The organism is Pseudomonas sp. PsB (assembly GCF_043658375.1).
Classification (GTDB): domain Bacteria; phylum Pseudomonadota; class Gammaproteobacteria; order Pseudomonadales; family Pseudomonadaceae; genus Aquipseudomonas; species Aquipseudomonas putida_Z.
The window spans coordinates 1-19,579 of record NZ_JBIGLU010000039.1; the positions used below are offsets into that span (position 1 = coordinate 1).

Consider the following 19,579-nt stretch of genomic DNA (forward strand, 5'->3'; position numbering starts at 1 on the left):
CTGTACCTGTGGGAGCGGCCGTGGCCGCGAACACCGGCGTAGCCGGTGCCATCCACCGCGTCGCCTGCTTCGCGGGCATGCCCGCTCCCACAGGTACTCCGCAGGCTTCGGGCTCACGCCGTACCTGTAGGAGCGGCTTTAGCCGCGAACAACGGCGAAGCCGGTGCCATCCATCACAACACCTGCTTCTCGAGCATGCCCGGATGTTCAGCCCACCGATTTCAACGGCACACGCCCACTCAGCCGCTCGAGCATGGTCGCGCAGTACCAGTCGTCGAACTGGCACACCCCGTTCTCGGCATTCTCCGAGAACGGCCCGGGTTCATAGCTGGGCGAAGAAACGCCCGCATGGGTCCCTTCCACCAAGCGGCGGTCCTGGTCGTTGGTCGCCAGCCATACCTTGGTCAACCGGTCGAGGTCATAGTCGACCCCTTCCACCGCCGACTCCGGCACCAGCCACTTGGTAGTCACCAAGGTTTCCCCCGGGCCAATCGGCAGCACGCGGAAACTCAGCGCGTGGTCGCCAAGGAAATGGTTCCAGGTAGAGGGATAGTTGAAGTACAGCAAAGCACCGATATCCGCCTCGCCACTGCTGTCCAACCGCCCGTTGACGGCGGGCTTGCCGTCCATGGTGTAGCTGACGGCGCCGGCCGAGAGCGGGATGCGGGTCATGCGGAAGCGCCCCAGTGGGTCCATGACCAGGCGGCTGGGCATGCCGGCCGTTTCACAGCGGGTCCAGTGGGCCACCAGCTCCGGGTCGTCGTCACCGCCCACACCGGCCACCGACAGGTTCTCGACGAACGAGTTGAGCAACTCGGGGTGGGTGCCGTCGCAGTGGTAGCACTCGCGGTTGTTTTCGAACACCAGCTTCCAGTTGCCCTTCTCGATCAGGTTGGACTCGAAGGCGACCTTGCAGTTTTCCAGGGCGTGCGGGGCGATGAAGGGGCTGACCGCCGCGCGGAAGCTGCTGAAGTCCGGCGCCTGTTGCGCCACGCACACGTAGATGTAGGTGTGGACGACCTCCACATGCACCGGCTTGAGGTTGTATTGCGACTTATCGAAATCCGCGCCCATGTTGCCGGCATAGATCAGGTTGCCATCCAGCTCGAATGTCCACTTGTGGTAAGGGCACACCAGCTTGGCGACTTTACCCGCAGCGTGTTCGCACACCTTGGCACCGCGGTGGCGGCAGGCATTGTGGAACGCGCGCACTTCGCCATCCTTGCCACGCACGACAGCCACCGGGTAGTCGCCGATCTGCAGGGTGAAATACTGGCCGGCCTTGGGAATCTCGAATGTGTGGCCGGCGAAGATCCATTCCTTGTGCCAGATATGCTCAAGGTCCTGGCGATACACTTCCGGGTCCAGATACAGTTCCCGGGGCAATACATGCCGCGGCTTGCGCTGTTTGATCAGGCCAATGACGGATTCATTGCTATTCATTATTATCCTCCAGCCACACGGTGTTCACGACAACCGCTGACAATTACCGAACCATTTTTCTTGTAACCAGCCAACTGAAACTTTCTCGCAAGTTAAACTTCAGCCCCGCCCGCTTCAAACGACATTTTCAAAGCACAATTCATAATGCGTTGTTATGTATTGACGGTTTCAGACTTTCCACCAGGTAAACTTTGACAGTACCCAGTCGCGTACCCGCCCGCAGGCGTCGTAATCGGTATTTTCCTTGCAGGCCAGGTAATGCAGGCTGTTGCGCAACGTGACTTGTTCACGCACCGGCCTGGTCAACCGGCCCTGCTCGACCAGGCTGGCCACCAGCTGGTTCCAGCCCAGGGCAACCCCCTGGTGGGCCAGCACCATGTTGATGATCAGGCTGTAGTCATTGGCGTGGAACAGTGGCGGGCTGTCGGCGCCACGCTCATCGATGTCCACGTTGTGGAATGCCAGCCACACACTCCAGTCCACATGCTCGGCCACACCAGCCCGGCCGTACGGGCTCAAGTCCAGCAGCGCGCTGTTGCACAGGCCTTGCAGCGTGCCGATCTCGGGGTGACGCGCGAGGTACTGCGGCGTGCACACCGGGTAAATCACGTCATGGCACAGCGGGTAGATGGTGTAGGCATCACCCACATTGGCAAACTTGGAGATGATCACATCCGGCTCCACACCGGGCTCCCGCGTCAGAAAGTTTTGCGTGGTGATCAGGTTGAGCTCGATATCCGGGTTGTTTGCGCGAAACTCGTTGATGTGATGCGACAACCAGAACGCGGAAAACGCCGGGGAGCAACAAATCGTCAGCACGTGCTTTTCCAGCGGTGTATGGCGTATCCGCTCCGCCGCCTGGGCAATATTGACGAACGACAACTGCGACGCCTCGAAAAACACCGAACCTGCCGGGGTAAGCTCAACCGCACGGCCCACACGTTCGAACAACTGCGCGCTCAGGTAAGTTTCCAATTCACGAATCTGCCGGCTGATCGCCGCCTGCGACACACACAGCGCCTCTGCGGCCCGGGTGAAACTCTGGTACTTGGCTGCCGCGACAAACGCTTTGACAGCACGTAATGAAGGCATGCGAAGTAACAGGGTATCGGGATCAACTTGCCGCTGTGACATCCTGGTGTGTTCTCCTCATTCCGGGTACAGGACACTTGAATCGTACACAGCGGGTAAAAAAACACATCGGCACTTAAATTACTTTACGCATAACCTTGGGTTATGCGAAGAATCGCCGAATTCACCAATAACACTGGGTTATCAAAGAAACCGCACAAAATGTCGTTGGACTTCATCCTTGCTGCACCCATACATTAGTTGCCGACCTGTATGCCAGATCCACCCGCCTGGAATGGCTTTCACTCTATTAGTCAGCCGAACCTCGGACCTCGGCATCTGGGTGACACATGACAATAACTACAAGAACATTCAGCCACACCTTCAAAGAGCGCAACCTGGGGTTCATGGCACAACCCACCACGCGCCCAAAGCCGTCGCGGGTCGGTTTTCTGCTGCTGGAGAACTTTTCCCTGCCCAGTTTCACCCAGGCGCTGGATGTGCTGGTCACCGCCAACCTGATCGCTCCTGGCTCGATCAGGGTGCATACCTTCAGCCACAACCACAACGAAGTGATGAGCGACCTGGCCATCCCCATTCGCCCAGACACGCCGCTGACCGATGTGCGCCTGTGCGACCTGGACATCATGGTGGTCTGCGGTGGCTTGCGGGCCGCGCGCACGGTACCCGGCTGGCTGACCGCCCTGCTGAAGCGGCTGGCCAGGTTCCCGGTGGTGCTGGGCGGCTTGTGGAACGGCGCCTGGTACCTGGGCAGCGCCGGCCTGCTCGACGGCTACCGCTGCGCCATCCACCCCGAGCAGCGCATTGCCCTGGCCGAGCGGGTGCCGCACGCATTGGTCACCCACGATGCCCTGGTGCTCGACCGCGACCGGCTGACCGCCGCCTCGCCGGCGGGCGCCTTCGAAATGATGCTGCAGTGGCTGAACATTGGCTGCAGCCACGCGCTCGCCGATGCGGTGCTCGACACGCTGGACCACGACCAAAGCAAGTTCCGCAGCGTGCAAAAGCCCCTGCAGCCCAAGGTCAGCCGACCCCTGCGCGAAATCATCAAGCTGATGGAGGCCAACCTCGAGGAGCCGCTGTCACCCGGCCAGTTGTCCCAGGCTGTCGGTTTGTCCGTACGCCAGGTGCAGCGCCTGTTCAAGGACCAGCTCGACACCACCCCGCAGAAATACTACTTCCAGTTGCGCATTACCGAAGCGCGGCGCCTGATCCAGAACTCCAATGCATCGATCTTCGATGTGTCAATCGCCTGCGGCTTTGTGTCGTGCACCCACTTCAGCAGGTCCTACAGTGCGTTCTTCGGCCACCCACCTTCAAAAGAAGTGCGCTATGAAATTTGAAATACAAGGAGCGCGCAAGGAAGGTTTCTGAACAGGCCGCCCCCGGCACTGACAATAAAAACAATCGTATAGCCATCGATCACTGAATTTTCGAGATGGCTTCACGGCCCCGCCTTGGAGGCCGCGCTGCCCTTTTACTCGAAAAACCATATCGGGAGACAAGAATGACAAGTCCAAATATCTCAGTCGAAGATGTACCGCTGAACAGGTTCCACAAACTTCTCACGCTGCGCTCTGGCGGTGGCTCGTTCGTCGATGGCTATGTCTTGAGCATTATCGGCGTCGCCCTGGCGCACATCAGCACTGCGTTGTCACTGAACAGCTTCTGGGAAGGCCTGATCGCCGCCTCGGCGCTGATCGGCATTTTCTTTGGCGGCTTCCTCGGCGGCTGGCTGACCGACCGCCTTGGCCGCAAGCGCCTGTTCTTCGTCGGGCCAACCTTGTTCATCGTCGCCTCGCTCGGGCAGTTCTGGGCCGACTCGGCCTTGGCCATCTTCCTGCTGCGGCTGGTCATCGGCATTGCGGTCGGCATCGAATACCCGGTTGCCACCTCGCTGCTGGTCGAGTTCATGCCCCGCAAGTACCGCGGCCCACGCCTGGCCATGCTCACCATCCTCTGGTTTGCCGGTGCGGCGGCTGCCTACATCGTCGGCGAACTGCTGCTGCGCACCGGTGCCGAGGACGCCTGGCGCCTGGTACTGGCCAGCTCCGCGACCATTGGCCTGGCCCTTTTCATGGTACGTATCGGCACCCCCGAATCACCGCGTTGGCTGCTGAGCAAAGGCCGCAGCGCCGAGGCAGAACAGGTGATCAAGGCGGTATATGGCAATGACTTCTCCCTGCGCAACCTGCCCGAGCAGGGCACCGAGCACAAAGTGAACATCTGGAGCCTGCTGTATGCCGGTTACGGCAAGCGCATGCTGTTCGTCATCGTGTTCTGGACCTGCTGCATCATCCCGCTGTTCTCGGTCTATGCGTTTGCGCCCAAGGTGCTGGCGGCGCTGAATGTGAAAGGTGACAGCGCCTCGATCGGTTCGGTACTGATCACGCTGTTCTTCGTGGTCGGCTGCATGGTCGCCACCCGCCTGATCAACGTCATCGGCCGCCGCAACCTGTTGCTCTACAGCTTCCTGGTGTCGGGGCTGGCCTTGCTGTGCCTGGGCGCGTTCCATAGCAGCGCGGGTATCTGGATCCTGGTGTTCTTCGCCCTGTATGCGTTGTTCATTGGTGGTGCGCAGGTGCTGACGCTGGTCTACCCGAACGAAATCTTCCCCACGGAAATCCGCGCCTTCGCGGTCGGCATGGGCACCTCCGTCTCGCGCATCGGCGCGGCAGTGGGTACCTACCTGGTGCCGGTTTCGTTAGACGTGCTGGGTATTGCGCAAACCATGTACGTGGCCGCTGCCATCACTTTCTTCGGGCTGCTGCTGTCCTGGGCCCTGGCCCCGGAAACCCGTTCGCTGAACCTGCAGCAGGCGGCCGCCCTGGGCTAACGGTACATGGCACCGGCTTCGCCGGTGTTCGCGGCTGAAGCCGCTCCCACAGGGGGGCGCGCCAACCGACTATCTGTTTTGAAGCGCAGAAGTTCTACAAGTTGTTGCCGCTGCGAACTTTTTCCCGTTTACCGGTCTATGTGGGAGGCACAGAAAGGTAGCGAAACGCGAGACAAGCTTCGCCGACACCTGCTGGCCAGATGGCTCAATTGTTATCAGAGGTTGGCTTCGCTCATGAAAATACATGTCGCAAGGTTGATGCTGCTCGGCCTGTTCTCGTTCGCGGCGATGGGCACGGCATCGGCAACACAAATGAAGGCGCCCGTAGTGGCAGCCCCGGTGGTTCAATCACCGTTGCAGCCTGCCGGCAACCCCTGGTCCAGGGTGGCCAGTGTGGCCGATGAACAGCCAGCCACACTGCTGGCCCACGATGACGACCGCTGGCATGACCACCGCAGCGACTGGCGCCGCGAACAGTGGCGCCGCGAGCAGGCCCGCCGTGATTGGGAGCGCCGGCGAGACTGGGAACGCCGACGCGACTGGGAACGGCGACGCGACTGGGAGCACCGCCATGAGCGGGCCATGCACCACCGCTACAATGATGACCACCGCTACTATCGCCGTTGACCGCAAGCAGCCAACGCGCCCCCTGTAGGAGCGGCCTTGTGTCGCGATCGGGCCGCAGAGCGGCCCCGGCGATATCTGCTTCAATGCTGAAATCGTGGGGCCGCTAAGCGGCCCGATCGCGACACAAGGCCGCTCCTACAAGGTCCGCGCCAGTCAGTCAGGTGGGGGTATCCGCTGCAGCCTCGGCCTCCATCTTCAAACGGTCGGCCTTGCAAATGTACTTGGGCTTGCGCGGCGCCAGCTTGGCGCTGGCCTTCTTGGCATGCGCCTGCAGTAGCTGCTTGATCTTCTTGCGACGGTTCATTCTCACTCGACCTGTCAGTCTGGTTTGGCTGAACACATCATACCTTGCCTGGGCCAGCGTCTCGTTGACGTTATTTTCACGCTCGGCAGATTAGCGTCACGCCCTTTCCGGCCACGGGCACATCCGCTGGCCGCCAAGTACGACGAGGCATACGTGTCACACACTCCATCCCCCTCCTCGCCCAAGCGCGTGGACTGGGCCGGCCTGGGCTGGCTTTTGCTGTTCTTCTGGTACTTCTCGGGCGTGACCCAGGCGTTGCTGCTGTTCAGTGGTACCACCGGCTTTGCCGGTTTTCGCGATGCATTCTTCCTCAGCAGCCTGTGGCTGGCCCCGGTACTGCTGCTGCCGCGCTTCACTCGCGCCACGGCAGCGGTCATCGGCCTGGTGTTGTGGGCTGCTTCGCTGGTGGGTCTGAGCTACTTCGGCATCTATCGCCAGGAGTTCTCGCAAAGCGTCATCTTCGTGATGTTCGAGTCCAACACCGCCGAGGCCGGTGAGTACTTCAGCCAGTACTTCAGCGCCTGGCTGGGCCTGGCACTGCTGCTGTACACGCTGGTGGCGGTGCTGCTGTGGAAGCGCGTACGCCCGGTCAGCCTGCCGCTGCGCAGCCGCCTGCCGGTGGTCGCCCTGTTGCTGCTGGCCAACCTGGTGTACCCGTTCTACAAGCAGATGGTCACCCAGGAACGCAGCTTCGCCGACGCGGCGGAAAAGGTGCAGCAGCGCATGGAACCCGCCGTGCCCTGGCAACTGCTGGTCGGCTACCGCCAGTACCGCCAGCAGCTGGACAACATGCAGGAGCTGCTGGCCAAGAACGCCGCGCTGCCGCCCCTGCAAAACCTGCGTGACAGCAGCGGGGCAGCGCCGCGCACGCTGGTGCTGGTGCTGGGCGAATCCACCACCCGCGAGCACATGCACCTGTACGGCTACAACCGCGACACCACGCCCAACCTCGATGCGCTGGCCGCCAGCGACAAGAGCCTGACGGTGTTCCGCAATGTGGTGTCGCCACGCCCGTACACCATCGAAGTGATGCAGCAGATCCTCACCTTCGGCGACGAGCAGAACCCGGACCGCTTCCTCACCGACCCGTCGCTGATCAACCTGATGAAACAGGCCGGCTACAAGACCTTCTGGATCACCAACCAGCAGACCATGACCAAGCGCAACACCATGCTGACCACCTTCTCGCAGCAGACGGACGCGCCGGTGTACCTGAACAACCAGCGCAACCAGAATGCCAGCCAGTACGACGACGTGGTGCTGACGCCGTTCGAGAAGGCCCTGCAGGACCCGGCGCCGAACAAGTTCATCATCGTGCACCTGCTGGGTACGCACATGGACTATCGCTACCGCTACCCGAACGACTACGCGCACTTCAACGACCGCCAGGGGGTGCCCGGCAAGCTGACCGATGACCAGGTGGAAACCTACAACTTCTACGATAACGCGGTGCGCTACAACGACTACGTGGTGTCGAGCCTGATCAAGCGTTACTCGGCCAGTACCTCCAATGGTTTCCTGCTGTACCTGTCCGACCATGGCGAAGATGTGTACAGCTCTGGCAACCACGACCGCCTGGGGCGCAACGAAGGCGCGCCGACCCGACCGATGTACACCATCCCGTTCTTGCTGTGGACTTCGCCCAGCTGGCAGGCCGAGCACCCGCGCGACCTGCAGGCGATGGCCGACCGGCCCTACAGCAGCTCGCACCTGATCCATACCCTGTCCGACCTGGCCGGGCTGAGCTATGACCGTTACGAACCGGCCAAGAGCCTGGTGAGCCCGCAGTTCGTGGTGGCACCACGCTGGATTGGCGACCCGTACCGCAAGGATGGACTGCGCGAGTTCGACCACCTGCCGCTGGACAAGGCCGAGCGGGTGCGGGAGACGGCCAGTAGTGGCAAGAACCTGAACTGAGTGTTGCGCGGTAGGGATTGCCGGGGGCGCTTTGCGCCCCTTTCGCGACACAAGGCCGCTCCCACAAAGATGCGCACTGTCCTGTAAGAGCGGCTGCACCGCGAACAAAGGTTTACCGCCCCAGCGTAAAACGCCATGCTTGGCGCATCTTTGGTATGAGAGATGCCCATGCTCACGGTGCAGGACCTGATCGATATCGAACTGCTCAAGTTGCAGGCCGTGGCTGGCGCGGCCGGCACCGGCAGGCTGATCACCTGGGCCCACACCGTCGACTTGCCAGACCCCTGGCGCTGGGTATCGCCAGGCGACCTGGTGATGACCACCGGCGTCGGCCTGCCCAGCGCCCCGGCAGACCAGGTGAGCTGGCTGGAGCAACTGGTGCAGAGCAACCCCAGTGCCCTGGTGGTGGCGCCGCGGGCCGATGCGCCGGCGCTGTCCGGCGAACTGCTGGCCGCCGCCGACCGCCTGCTGTTCCCGGTGCTGCATGGCAGCTTCGAACTGGAGTTCGTCAAGCTGTCGCACTACGTGATCGAGAGCGTGCTGCAGGCCCAGCGCGAGCGTTTCAACGCCAGCGAGCGGCTGTTCCAGACCTACGCCGACGCCTTGCGCAAAGCCCCCGACATGGCTGGGCGCCTGGCGATCCTGGCCGACACCCTCGGCCTCGACCTGGCCATCGAGGATGCCCCCAGCGGCACCACCGTGGTCGAAACCCGCCGGGCCGCGCAGGCTGCCGAGCGGGTGGAACGCATCCCGATCGGCGGCCGCGCCCGCGCCAACCTGCTGATGGCGCGCAAAGGCACACGCACGCAGGATGACGCCATCCTGGTGCGCTCGCTGGTCGGCTTGCTGGGGGTGGAACTGGAACGCCTGATGATCCACCGCGACCAGCAGCGCGATGAAGGCGCAGCGCTGCTGCGCAGCCTGCTCGACAGCGAGACGGAGTTCAGCCTGGCGCGGCCGATGCTGGAGCGCCGTGGCCTGGTCGGCACCCTGGTGAGCCTGGCGATCAGGCCGGGCAGCCACGGCCCATGGAGCAGCGCCGACATCCACCAGGCCCCTGCCCTGCATCACTCCACGCCGCTACTGCTCGACGACAAAGGCCTGCTGCTGGCGATCAGCCGTGACGACGCGCCAAGCCTGACGGCGCTGTGCCACAACCTCGGCGAGGGTACGGTAATTGGTATCAGCGGGCCGATCGCGGCGGCCACCGGCTTTCGCGAGAGCGTGCGCCAAGCCCGCCTGGCGCTGACCCAGGCCGAGGAAAGTGGCGCGCAGCAACTGCGCTATGGCGAGGCGGAAACCGGCCTGATCATGGCGCCCAAGTCGCTGGCCGAGGCGCGGGCGCTGGTGGGGCGTTACCTGGGGCCGCTGATCGAGCATGACCGCACCCAGGGTGCGGCGCTGCTGCAGACGTTGGTCACCTTTCTGCACAACGACGGCAACTGGAAGGCCACGGCGTATGATTTGGGGATTCACCGGCAGACGCTGGTGTACCGGCTGAAGCTGGTGGAGCAGCTTACCGGGATCAAGCCGACCACTACCGGCGGGATTGCGCGGTTCTGGATTGCGATTCAGGCGGGGAAGAATACCGACCTGTTCGAGCATCTGGTCTAGGCCCTTGGGGGCGCTTTGCGCCCCTGTCGCGACACAAGGCCGCTCCTACAAGGAGATCGCATACAGGTCCGACCTGATGCGATCCCTTGCAGGAGCGGCCTTGTGTCGCGATAGGGCCGCAAAGCGGCCCCAAATACACCTTAGTTCAACCCAACCTCTGCACCAGGCTGCTGCCCCCGCGGCCCCCGCACCATCGCATACGAAACCGCAATCACCACAATCGCAACCACGCATTGCCCCAGGCTCACCCGCATGCTCGGGTCGAAGGCCATGCTCACCAGCACCGCCACGATCGACCCGGTCACCAGCAACGGCAACCAAGGATGCCCCCACATGGCGAACTTCAGCGTACCTTCCGCCACCCATTTGCGCCGCAGCCTGAGCTGCGACAGGCAGATCACCAGGTAGACGAACAGGAACACCGTGCCGGACGAGTTGATCAGGAACTGGAACACGGTATCCGGCCACAGCGCCGCAATCACCACGCAGCCATAACCCACCAGGGTCGAGGCAATCACCCCGCGTACGGGTACGCCATTGCCACTGACCTTGGCCACCCAGCGTGGCGCCTCACCGTTGGAGGCCAGCACGTAGAGCAACCGCGACGAGGTATACAGGCCGGCATTGAGTACCGACAGCACCGCCACTAGGATGACCACGGTGAGCATGTCGCCTGCGCCGGGAATGCCGATATGCTCCAGGGTGGTCACGAACGGCGACTTGCCGGGGGTGATCGAGGTCCATGGCTGTGCCACCACGATGAAGAACGTCGCCAGCACGAAGAACACCAGGATGCGCAGCATCACCGTGTTCACTGCCTTGCGGATGTTGCGCGACGGGTCTTCCGATTCGGCCGCCGCCAGGGTGGCGACTTCCACACCGGTCATGGAGAAGATCACCACCACCACCCCGGTGAACAGCGCGCCCACCCCGTGGGGCAGGAAGCCGCCATGCTGGGTGAGGTTGGCAAAACTGGCGCTGGAGCCAGGCCACAGGTTGAACACGTACAACCCGGCCACGACCAGAAACACCACGATGGCCGCGACCTTGATGCCGGCAAACCAGTATTCGGCCTCGCCAAACGAGTGCACCGACATCAGGTTGAGCAAGGTCATGCCGACCATCAGGCCAAGGGCAATGGCCCACACCGGGATATCGGGCAGCCAGGCATTGATGATCTGCCCGCCGACCACCGCCTCGAAGCCGACCACGATCACCCAGAAGTACCAGTACAGCCAACCGGTCATGTACCCGGCCGGGCGCCCGAAGGCCAACCGGGCGTAGTCGACGAACGAACCTTTGGCCGGGTGCGCGGCGGCCATTTCGCCGAGCATGCGCATCACCAGCGCGACGATCAGGCCGGTGATGGCATAGGTGATGAAGGCACCCGGGCCGGTTGATGCGATAACCGCGCTGGACCCTACGAACAGACCGGCCCCGATCACACCGCCCAGGGCCAGCATGCTGATGTGCCGGGTCTTGAGGGCACGCTTGAGACGCGGGTCATGCTCCGACTGAATCGGCATTGGTTGTCTCCTTTTATTATTAGTAATCAACATTGCCGCTTCGCAAGGGTATGCAGGGGCCAGAGCATGGCCTATCGCAAAAAAACAGGTGCGCAGGCGCTGGCCTGTACAAATGTATGAAGGAAATTCGGGAAATTCGCAGAAGCGCTCTGTGTAGGAGCGGCCTTGTGTCGCGATAGGGCCGCGAAGCGGCCCCCGGCTTTCAGCGTTACAGCAACAATTGCTGGGGCCGCTTTGCGGCCCTTTCGCGACACAAGGCCGCTCCTACAACGGTCGGCGAGATGCTCAGGCAGATGTAGAACAGCTGCCCTGCCGGGCACTCCCCCGCACTGCCTCGGCCAGTTTGCGCAGGTTGGCCTGGTGGGCATTGACCAGGCTGGCGATGCTGTTGTCCGCGGGCGTCTGCAGCGAGGTACGGCAGGTCAGTTCGGCCTCACCCGAGCGCGTCAGGCGCCATACCACCTCCAGCGAGGCATAGCGCCCCGGCACGCTATCGAAGCGCTGCACGTCCACCCGCAGCAACGCCTTGCCGCCACCCACCGGCCCGCCCAACTGGTCCTGCAAAGCGCTGCGGAACTCATCCACCAGGTTGGCCCCCCACCACTCCGTCTCGAGGATGGCCAGGCCGCTCTGCCCTTGCCGTACCACCAACTGCGGGCGGTCCACCTGCGGCGGCACGGCCACCCTCGCCACCTGGATGCGCTGGCCACCGTCGCGCACCGGTTCGCTCGGTACCAGCGTGTGATAGTTGTTCGGGGTACTGCTGCAGCCCCACAGCACGGCCAGCAGGCCGGCGCCACACACATTGCGCAGTCGATGCATCGGCTGTCTCCTCAGGGTTCAAGGTCGGCGGCAGTGGCCGCTTTCGGCCGGCCGCGTATCAGCGACTCGGGGTGCCGGCCCAGGTAATCGGCAAGGTCACGCAGCGAACGCGACATGCGCTCCAGTTCGTCCAGGGTTTCGCCCATCCGCTCGCGCTGCGGCGAGTCCTCTGAAATGGCCGAATTGGCCGTGCGCAGGGTCTTGTGCACTTCGTCCAGCGCCACCTTCACGTCCGGCAGCGTCTGGCCATTGAACTGCTTGAGGCTGGCGCGCAACTCTCGCAGGCTGCCGTCCAGGTTGTTGGCGATGCTCTCCAGCGGCAGTTTGCTGATGCGCTCCACCACCCGCTGCAGCTGTTCCTGCAACTGCTCCAGGCTGCCGGGCAAGGTGGGGATGGTGATAGGGTCTGCGGTCTTGTCGAAGGCCACCTTGGGGGCATCGGGGTAGAAGTCCAGGGAAATGAACATCTGCCCGGTGATCAGGTTGCCGCTGCGCGCCTGGGCCCGCAGCCCGTGCTCGACGAAGGTGCCGATCAGCCGGCGCGCACCGTCCATGTCGCCTTCGGCGTGCTTGAACACGGCCAGCATCTTGCGGTGCACCGGCCCCAGCCGCTGCGGGTAGATCACCGCATCGACCACCACCGGGAAGGTCTGCCGGGTGGCATCGTAGTCGAGCTTGACCGAAGTGACCCGGCCAAACTCCACACCCTTGAACTCCACCGGCGCTCCCACCGACAGGCCGCGCATGGCCTGGTCGAAGCGCAATTGCAGGTACTGCGCCTGGCCACTGGGCGGTGCCAGGGCGGTGTCGCGGTCGGCAAACAGTTGGAAGCGCGCCTGGTCGGCAGCGGGCTCGGCTTGCGGGGCGAAGTCGGGCGAGCCAAAGGCCAGCCCGCCCACCAGGATTGACGACAGTGATTCGGTATCGATCTTCAGGCCGTTGGCACCGATCTGCATGTCCACGCCACTGGCGTTCCAGAAGCGGGTATCGGCGGTGACGAAGCTGTCGTAGGGGGCCTGCACGAACACGCCGATCTCCACGCCCTTGCCATCGCCCTGCAGGGCAAAGGACACCACCTCGCCCACCGGGATCTTGCGGTAGTAGATCGACGAGCCAATATCCAGCGACCCCAGGTCACTGGCGGTGAGCACAAAGCGCTTGCCCTTTTCGTCGTAGGTGATCGGCGGTGGCAGCTCCAGGCCGACAAAGGACTTCTCCGGCACTTTCGATGCGCCGGAATCCGCCCCGATGAAACTGCCCGACAGCAGCGTGTCCACACCGGACACGCCGCCCACGCCAATGCGTGGCCGCACCACCCAGAAGCGCGCCCCCTGGGTGGCGAACGCGCGGGCGTCGTTGGACAGCTGAACCTTGGCAACCACGCTCTTCTTGTCGTCGGCCAGGTCCACCGTGGTGACTTCGCCGATCACCACGCTGCGGTACTTGACCTGGGTCTTGTGCGCCACCAGCCCTTCCCCGGTGTGGAAGGAAATGGCGATGACCGGGCCCTGCTGCATCCAGTTGCGCACCACCAGCGAAGCGCCGATCAGGATCGCCAGTATCGGCACGATCCATACCAGCGACACACTCCAGCGCCGGGTGTGCACTTCAACCTGCCCCGCGCCCTCGCGCTTGTCAGTCTGTTGCACCATCAATGCGGCCTCCCTCGTTGGCACGGCTATCCCAGATCAGGCGTGGATCGAAGCTCATCGCAGAAAACATGGTCAGTACCACCACCATGCCGAAAAACAGGATGCCCACCCGCGGCTCGATGGTGCCCAGCCCGCGCAGTTGCACCAGCGCCGCCACCAGCGCCACCACCATCACATCGAGCATCGACCAGTAGCCGATCAGCTCGACGAAACGGTACAGCTGCGAGCGCTGTCGGCAGGCCCAGGTAGAACCGCGCTGGGCGGTGAACAGCAACAGGCCGAGCGAGAAGAACTTGATGGCCGGCACGCCCACGCTGGCGATGAAGATGATCAGTGCGATGTCCCAGGCCCCTGCCTCCCAGAACTCCAGCACACCACCGCCAATGGTGCTTGCGCTGCCACTGCCGAGCATTTCGGTGTGCATCACCGGCAGCAGATTGGCGGGGATGTAGAAAACCAGCGCCGCCAGCAGAAACGCCCAGCCGCGGCTGATGGCATTGGCCTTGCGCCGATGGATGGCGACACCACAGCGCTCGCAGGTGTGCTTGCCGCTACCCAGTTCGCAGGCCTGGCCGCAGCCATGGCACAGGCACAGGCCCAGGTCGTCGGCGTTGGCCGGGCTATTCATACCTGCTCCCAAAGGTCGCGGATGTCCTTGCCGGCGATATGGATGATCAGCATGCTCAGGGCGGCCAGGGCCAGCAGGCCGATGCCGGGTATCACATCGAGCAACCCCGCCAGCTTGATCACCGCCACCATCGCCCCCAGCAGGCACACCTCCAGCATGCTCCACGGCCGCAGGCTCTCCAGGCTGCGCATGCACAGGGCAAAGCCGGGGGCGCGCTGGCCGGCCAGGGCGAAACTCAGTAGCCAGCACAACAGGGTAATCTGCAGCACCGGCGCAAAGATGATCGACAAGGCCATGACCAGGGCGATGAAGGTGATACTGCCGTGGCTGAGTATCTGCACCGAGTCCCATAATGTCGCGGAATGGGTGAGCCCCTGCATGCCGATGGTCATCACCGGGTAGAAATTGGCGAACACCAGCAGGATGCCACCCGTCACGCTCAGGGCAAGCCGCTGCTGTACGGTCAGCGAGGTGTGCCGGTACAGCACGCCGCCACAGCGCTGGCAAACGGCGCGCTGGTGCTTGAGCAGCGGCGCACGGTGGTACACCGTGTCACAGTACTCACAGATGATCAGGTGCTGGGTCTGGCTCATGGGGTTTCCACAGGTAGCCCGGATTCACGCCGTGATACGCAGGCGAACCACGTTTGATATCCGGTTTAGACCATCCCGGCAAAACTGCCATCATCGGCAGCAAAGGCGAACTATTCTGTGAAACGGGATCCCCACCCGCTGGAGGTTTGCCATGCGTACGATGACGTGGAGTTGCCTGCTGGTGCTGCTGTGCGCGGCATCGGCAACCCAGGCGCAGTCGGTGGTGCCGCTCAAGGGCCAGAGCAGCCAGCAGATGCAACTGGATATCAATGATTGCAATACCGTCGCGACCAATGCCGCGAACAGTGCCGCGACCTCCAGCGACCCCCATGTCGGTGGCCGGGTACGCGGTGCCGCTGCCGGCGCGGTTGCCGGTGCGGCAGGCGCGCAGGTGCGCGGCAACCAGCACGACGAGCTGTATGACCGGGTCGGTGACGATGCCAAGGAGCAATACCGGCAGAACCGCGCCGGCGAAGTGGCCGCCGCCGGTGCTGCGGTCGGTGGCATGCGCCAGCGTCAGGACCGCCGTCAGGACCGGCGCGGCCAGGACGAAGCGAAAGCCCAGGCTCATGCCAGTGCCTATGCCGGGTGCCTGCAAGGGCGCGGCTATCAGGTCAACCCCTGACCGACGGGCACGCCATGCTCCTGCATGGCGTGCCCGTATCAGAACTTCGCCAACTGCTCCCGGCAGAACTCCACGAACAACTGCGCCGGCTTGGTCAGTTGCACCCGCTTCAACCAGGCCGCCGCCAGCCCTGACAGCGCCACTGGCTCGGCGATATCCAGCATGGCCAGGCGTTGCCCGTCGTAGGTGTACTCCGAGTGCGGCCGCGTCACCAGCAGCGAAAAACCGAAGCCCTGCCCGACCATGCCGCGCACCATCTCGATCGACGGCGAGCTGAAGACGATGTTGGGCGTGAGGCCCATTTCGTTGAACAGGCTGACGAAGTAGGTGCGGCTGGGGGCCACGTCCAGCAGGATCATCGGCTCCGGGCACAGGTCACGCAGCGACACCTGGGCCTGGCCGGCGAAGCGGTGGTTTTCGGGCAGCAGCACATAGGGTTTCTGCGGCGGCATCAGCGGCTCGGCCTCGATGGTGCCGTCCAGATCATGGTCGTAGAGGAACGCCAGGTCGAAGGTACCCGCGGTCAGGCCCTGGATCAGGTCCTGCTGCTCGCCGTCGCGCAGGCGGATATCCACCCCCGGGTAACGCTGGCGAAAGCCGGCGATCAGCCGCGGCAGGTACAGCGGTGCCACGGTCTCGAAGCAGCCGATGTCGATTTGCCCGGCCACGGTGTCGTTGTCGGCCAGGGCGTTCTGCTCGAATTCGTGGGCCATCTGCAGCAGCGACTTGGTCTTGGCATAGAAGCGCTTGCCGCTGGGCGTCAGTGACACGCCCTGGGCGTGGTGACGGATGAACAGCTGCACGCCGAAGCTTTCCTCCAGGCTCTTGATGGCCGTGGAGATGGACGGCTGGGCAATGTACAGCTGGCGTGAAGCCTCGGCCACGCTGCCGGCCTCGACGGTGGTGACGAAGTACTTGAGTTGTCGCAATGTGTAGGCCGCCACGGGCACCTCTCTGACGCCGGTCTGGGCGCGCTGGGATCATGCCTGTCACTTTACCCTTGGCAGCGGCTGGGTGGGGGCCGGGTGATGAAGGATTTACCTATGGCTTGAGCAGGTTTTTACGAGGGGCGCGGTGCGCCCCCCTTTGCTTCACTCGAAATCGATATTGGCGATTACACAGTCATCACCAATCAGTTTGTACCCTGGCCTGCAGGGCATGCCGACTACTGGCCCGATACCGCGCTTGCGCCGGGACAACGTTACCTGCGGTTCTGCATTTTCCAGCTGTTCGTGGTCGAGAGTGTCGTCTGGCTTGTTCATGGGTTCTTCTTGCATGGGGTTCACTCCTTGGGTTGGGTGGTATTGCTCGATCAACGCTACATCCCCCATTGCCACCAACCCATCTGGAACCTTGACCGTGAAGTGAAATGCTGTCGGATCGCGTTGCATGGTTCGCGGGAGAACCCGGTGCCCTGGCCAAATGCCCCTGATTGTCTTTACTGATACTCAACGGTTCCAGGCATAAGGCGTGCGTTCATGAAGATCGTGGTCACCAGCATCCTCGTCGACGACCAGGCCAAAGCCCTGGCTTTCTACCACTACGTACTCGGTTTCGAGCCCAAGCACGACATCCCCATGGGCCGACACCGCTGGCTGACGCTCACCTCCCCCAACGACCCCAACGGCGTCGAGCTGCTGCTCGAGCCCGACGCGCACCCGGCCGCCAAGGTCTACAAGGCCGCGCTCAAGCAGGACGGCATCCCCGCCACCTCGTTCGGCGTGCGTGACATCCAGGCCGAATACACCCGGCTGTGCGCGGCAGGCGTGCAGTTCACCCAGACGCCCACCGCCATGGGGCCCGTCACCGTAGCGGTGTTCGATGACACCTGCGGCAACCTGATCCAGATCGCCCAGAAACACTAGCGATGTTCAGGGCCCCACGGGCAGGCGCAAAGTCGCGCGCAACCCGTGTGGCGCCTGGTTGCGCAACTGCACGCTGCCACCCAGGCGGGTCATGATGGTGCTGACAATCGACAACCCCAGCCCGGCGCCATTGGTCGAGCCCTTGCTGTAGAAGCGCTCGAACACCCGCTGCTGGTCGACTTCGGCGATGCCCGGCCCTTCGTCGTCGACACTGACCAGCAAGGCCTGGCCTTCGCGCTGCAGTGTCACGGTGACCCGACCGCCTGCCGGCGAATGGTCCACGGCATTGGCCACCAGGTTCTGCAAGGCGATACCCAACGCGCCAGCGTCGGTGTGCAAGTGGTAGTCGCCGGCGGCGATGTCCAGCGAAGGCTCCAGCCCGCGCTCCAGAATCCATGGGGTCAGCTCGGCCAGGGTCTCGGCCACCACGCCCTCCAGGTCCACCCGCGGCCAGTCACGCCGGCCTGGCCGCGGCTCCAGGCGGGCCAGGGTCAACAGCTGGTTGACCACCCGGGCAAGGCGGTCGACACCGCCCATCAGGAACTGCAGGGCCTTGTCACGCTCGGCAGCGCTGTCTGCATTGAGGGCGTTCTGCGCATGCAGGCGCAGGATGGCCAAGGGCGTGCGCATCTCGTGGGCAGCGTCGGCGATGAAACGGTGCTCGCGGCGCAGCAGGTCATCGATCTGCCCGAGCAGGCGGTTGATCGCCGCTTGCATCGGTTCCAGCTCCTTCGGCAACGGCACCAGCTGCAACGGCTCGAGCGACTCGGCGTGGCGGGCGCGGATCACCCTGGCCATGTTCTGCAGCGGCCGCAGCCCCCAGCCAATGGCCGCCCACACCAGCAAGGCCAGGGCCAGGCTGCCGAACAGAAATGGCAACAGTGTGTGCCGCACGATGCGTTCGATCAGGTCGTCGCGCACGTCGTTGCGCTCGCCCACCCAGATCACCCAGTGTTTTTCCGGCACCGGCAAGACGAAACTGCGCCAACGGCGCCCGTCCACCACCACGTCGGCAAACCCTGGCACCCGCGGCGCCTGCCCCAGCTGCGGGGCGCTGGGCGTGTGCACCAACAGCCCGTTGTCGTCGGCCCACACCTGGAAGGCCAGCTTGCTCTCGTAGCGGTGCCCCACCTTGTGGTGCCCGGCCTTGCTCAAGGCCTCGTCGAAGGCACGGTACAACTCGTCACGGCTCTGCTCCTGCACCGGCAGGCTCATGATGCCCTGCAGCAGCCGGGCGTTCTGCGCCAGGTGGGCGTCGTACACCTCGTTAATTTCGTGGCGGCTGTCGTGGTAGTTGTACAGCGCCAGCAACCCGCTGCCGACCAGCAACAGCAGCATCACCCGCCACAGGGTGCGTTGGCGCAGCGAGCTCATGCCTTGCGTTCCACCAGGTAGCCGATTCCGCGCACGGTGCGGATCAGGCCGTTGAACAGCTTCTTGCGCAGGTGGTAGATGTTCACTTCCAGGGTATTGCTCTCCGGCTCTTCATCCCAGCCATACAGCAACTGGGTCAAGCGTTCGCGGGTGAACACCTTGCCTGGCTGGGCCAGCAATTCGTGCAACAGCAGGTATTCCTTGGGCGTGAGCACCACCGGCTGGCCCTGGTAGTGCACCTGTTGGCTGACCGGGTCCAGGCACACCCCGGCATGCTCTATCAGCACCCGCGCACGGCCACTACTGCGCCGCAGCAAGGCCCGCAAGCGGGCCTTGAGTTCGTTGAGGTCGAAGGGTTTGACCAGGTAGTCGTCGGCGCCGGCGTCCAGCCCGGCGATACGGTCCTCGGTGGCGTCGCGGGCGGTCAGCACCAGCACCGGCAGGCTCTTCCCGGCCGCACGCAGGCGCCGCAACAACTCGATGCCATCCAGGCGCGGCAAGCCCAGGTCGAGAATGGCCAGGTCGAACTCCTCGTGGCACAGGGCATGCAACGCGCTGGCGCCATCCTGCAGCCAGTCGAGGGTATAGCCCTCGCGGCGCAGGCCGTCACAGATCCCCTCCCCCAACGCGGCATCGTCTTCTACCAGCAGCAGGCGCATGC

Annotated in this window: 19 protein-coding genes; 7 read left to right on the forward strand and 12 right to left on the reverse strand. The window is 63.6% G+C overall.

The window, feature by feature from the left end; translation table 11 throughout:
* Positions 1–207 precede the first annotated feature (207 nt).
* Positions 208–1,443, reverse strand: coding sequence for an SRPBCC family protein (locus ACGLHT_RS26225; protein WP_137163601.1), 1,236 nt, complete (start codon positions 1,441–1,443; stop codon positions 208–210).
* A 168-nt stretch (positions 1,444–1,611) separates the two neighbouring features.
* Positions 1,612–2,535, reverse strand: a complete 924-nt coding sequence (locus ACGLHT_RS26230; protein WP_249352826.1) for a LysR family transcriptional regulator — start codon at positions 2,533–2,535, stop codon at positions 1,612–1,614.
* Positions 2,536–2,864: 329 nt separating this feature from the next.
* On the opposite strand from ACGLHT_RS26230, the gene ACGLHT_RS26235 reads away from it, so the two are divergent.
* The 3 genes from ACGLHT_RS26235 to ACGLHT_RS26245 all read left to right on the forward strand — a co-directional run bounded on the left by ACGLHT_RS26235 (position 2,865) and on the right by ACGLHT_RS26245 (position 5,998).
* Positions 2,865–3,878: a GlxA family transcriptional regulator gene (locus ACGLHT_RS26235; RefSeq protein WP_137163600.1), complete on the forward strand. Its 1,014-nt coding sequence runs from the start codon at positions 2,865–2,867 to the stop codon at positions 3,876–3,878.
* Between the two features lie 164 nt (positions 3,879–4,042).
* Positions 4,043–5,371 (forward strand): MFS transporter, encoded by a 1,329-nt coding sequence (locus ACGLHT_RS26240; protein ID WP_274079493.1) that lies wholly within the window; start codon positions 4,043–4,045, stop codon positions 5,369–5,371.
* A 258-nt stretch (positions 5,372–5,629) separates the two neighbouring features.
* Positions 5,630–5,998, forward strand: a complete 369-nt coding sequence (locus tag ACGLHT_RS26245; protein WP_075044839.1) for a hypothetical protein — start codon at positions 5,630–5,632, stop codon at positions 5,996–5,998.
* A gap of 157 nt (positions 5,999–6,155) precedes the next feature.
* Here ACGLHT_RS26245 and ACGLHT_RS26250 read toward each other — a convergent pair whose 3' ends face one another.
* The gene (locus tag ACGLHT_RS26250) at positions 6,156–6,302 is read right to left on the reverse strand and encodes a DUF2986 domain-containing protein (RefSeq protein ID WP_015269977.1); all 147 of its coding nucleotides are present in this window, start codon (positions 6,300–6,302) and stop codon (positions 6,156–6,158) included.
* 153 nt (positions 6,303–6,455) lie between these two features.
* Here ACGLHT_RS26250 and ACGLHT_RS26255 point away from each other — a divergent pair, with 153 nt between their 5' ends.
* The gene (locus tag ACGLHT_RS26255; protein ID WP_274079494.1) at positions 6,456–8,219 is read left to right on the forward strand and encodes a phosphoethanolamine transferase CptA; all 1,764 of its coding nucleotides are present in this window, start codon (positions 6,456–6,458) and stop codon (positions 8,217–8,219) included.
* 168 nt (positions 8,220–8,387) lie between these two features.
* The gene (locus tag ACGLHT_RS26260; protein WP_137164787.1) at positions 8,388–9,833 is read left to right on the forward strand and encodes a PucR family transcriptional regulator; all 1,446 of its coding nucleotides are present in this window, start codon (positions 8,388–8,390) and stop codon (positions 9,831–9,833) included.
* Between the two features lie 140 nt (positions 9,834–9,973).
* Here ACGLHT_RS26260 and ACGLHT_RS26265 read toward each other — a convergent pair whose 3' ends face one another.
* The 5 genes from ACGLHT_RS26265 to ACGLHT_RS26285 form a co-directional block, all read right to left on the reverse strand.
* Positions 9,974–11,359, reverse strand: a complete 1,386-nt coding sequence (locus ACGLHT_RS26265; protein WP_085618504.1) for an amino acid permease — start codon at positions 11,357–11,359, stop codon at positions 9,974–9,976.
* Between the two features lie 285 nt (positions 11,360–11,644).
* A complete protein-coding gene (locus ACGLHT_RS26270; RefSeq protein ID WP_137163597.1) occupies positions 11,645–12,181 on the reverse strand; it encodes a membrane integrity-associated transporter subunit PqiC in 537 nt (178 codons plus the stop codon).
* Positions 12,182–12,192: 11 nt separating this feature from the next.
* Positions 12,193–13,833 (reverse strand): intermembrane transport protein PqiB, encoded by a 1,641-nt coding sequence (locus tag ACGLHT_RS26275; RefSeq protein WP_137163596.1) that lies wholly within the window; start codon positions 13,831–13,833, stop codon positions 12,193–12,195.
* Positions 13,817–14,461, reverse strand: coding sequence for a paraquat-inducible protein A (locus tag ACGLHT_RS26280; protein WP_274120267.1), 645 nt, complete (start codon positions 14,459–14,461; stop codon positions 13,817–13,819). Before ACGLHT_RS26280 ends, ACGLHT_RS26275 begins: the two co-directional genes overlap by 17 nt.
* The gene (locus ACGLHT_RS26285) at positions 14,458–15,054 is read right to left on the reverse strand and encodes a paraquat-inducible protein A (RefSeq protein ID WP_025338639.1); all 597 of its coding nucleotides are present in this window, start codon (positions 15,052–15,054) and stop codon (positions 14,458–14,460) included. The genes ACGLHT_RS26280 and ACGLHT_RS26285 overlap by 4 nt, the downstream gene beginning before the upstream one ends.
* A gap of 151 nt (positions 15,055–15,205) precedes the next feature.
* Between ACGLHT_RS26285 and ACGLHT_RS26290 the strand changes: the two genes are divergently transcribed.
* A complete protein-coding gene (locus ACGLHT_RS26290) occupies positions 15,206–15,679 on the forward strand; it encodes a YMGG-like glycine zipper-containing protein (protein ID WP_025338638.1) in 474 nt (157 codons plus the stop codon).
* 38 nt (positions 15,680–15,717) lie between these two features.
* On the opposite strand, the gene ACGLHT_RS26295 is transcribed toward ACGLHT_RS26290, so the two are convergent.
* Complete coding sequence (locus tag ACGLHT_RS26295; RefSeq protein ID WP_025338637.1) at positions 15,718–16,623, reverse strand: LysR family transcriptional regulator; 906 nt, start codon at positions 16,621–16,623, stop codon at positions 15,718–15,720.
* 147 nt (positions 16,624–16,770) lie between these two features.
* On the reverse strand, positions 16,771–16,956 hold the full coding sequence (locus ACGLHT_RS26300) for a hypothetical protein (RefSeq protein WP_137163594.1): 186 nt from the start codon (positions 16,954–16,956) through the stop codon (positions 16,771–16,773).
* 201 nt (positions 16,957–17,157) lie between these two features.
* On the opposite strand from ACGLHT_RS26300, the gene ACGLHT_RS26305 reads away from it, so the two are divergent.
* Positions 17,158–17,544 carry a VOC family protein gene (locus tag ACGLHT_RS26305; protein WP_137163593.1) on the forward strand — a complete coding sequence of 129 codons (387 nt, stop codon included), beginning with the start codon at positions 17,158–17,160 and terminating at the stop codon, positions 17,542–17,544.
* Between the two features lie 6 nt (positions 17,545–17,550).
* Here ACGLHT_RS26305 and ACGLHT_RS26310 read toward each other — a convergent pair whose 3' ends face one another.
* Entirely contained in the window at positions 17,551–18,918 is a 1,368-nt protein-coding gene (locus tag ACGLHT_RS26310; protein ID WP_025338634.1) for a sensor histidine kinase, read from the reverse strand.
* Positions 18,915–19,577, reverse strand: a complete 663-nt coding sequence (locus ACGLHT_RS26315) for a response regulator (RefSeq protein ID WP_075044829.1) — start codon at positions 19,575–19,577, stop codon at positions 18,915–18,917. Before ACGLHT_RS26315 ends, ACGLHT_RS26310 begins: the two co-directional genes overlap by 4 nt.
* Positions 19,578–19,579 lie beyond the last annotated feature (2 nt).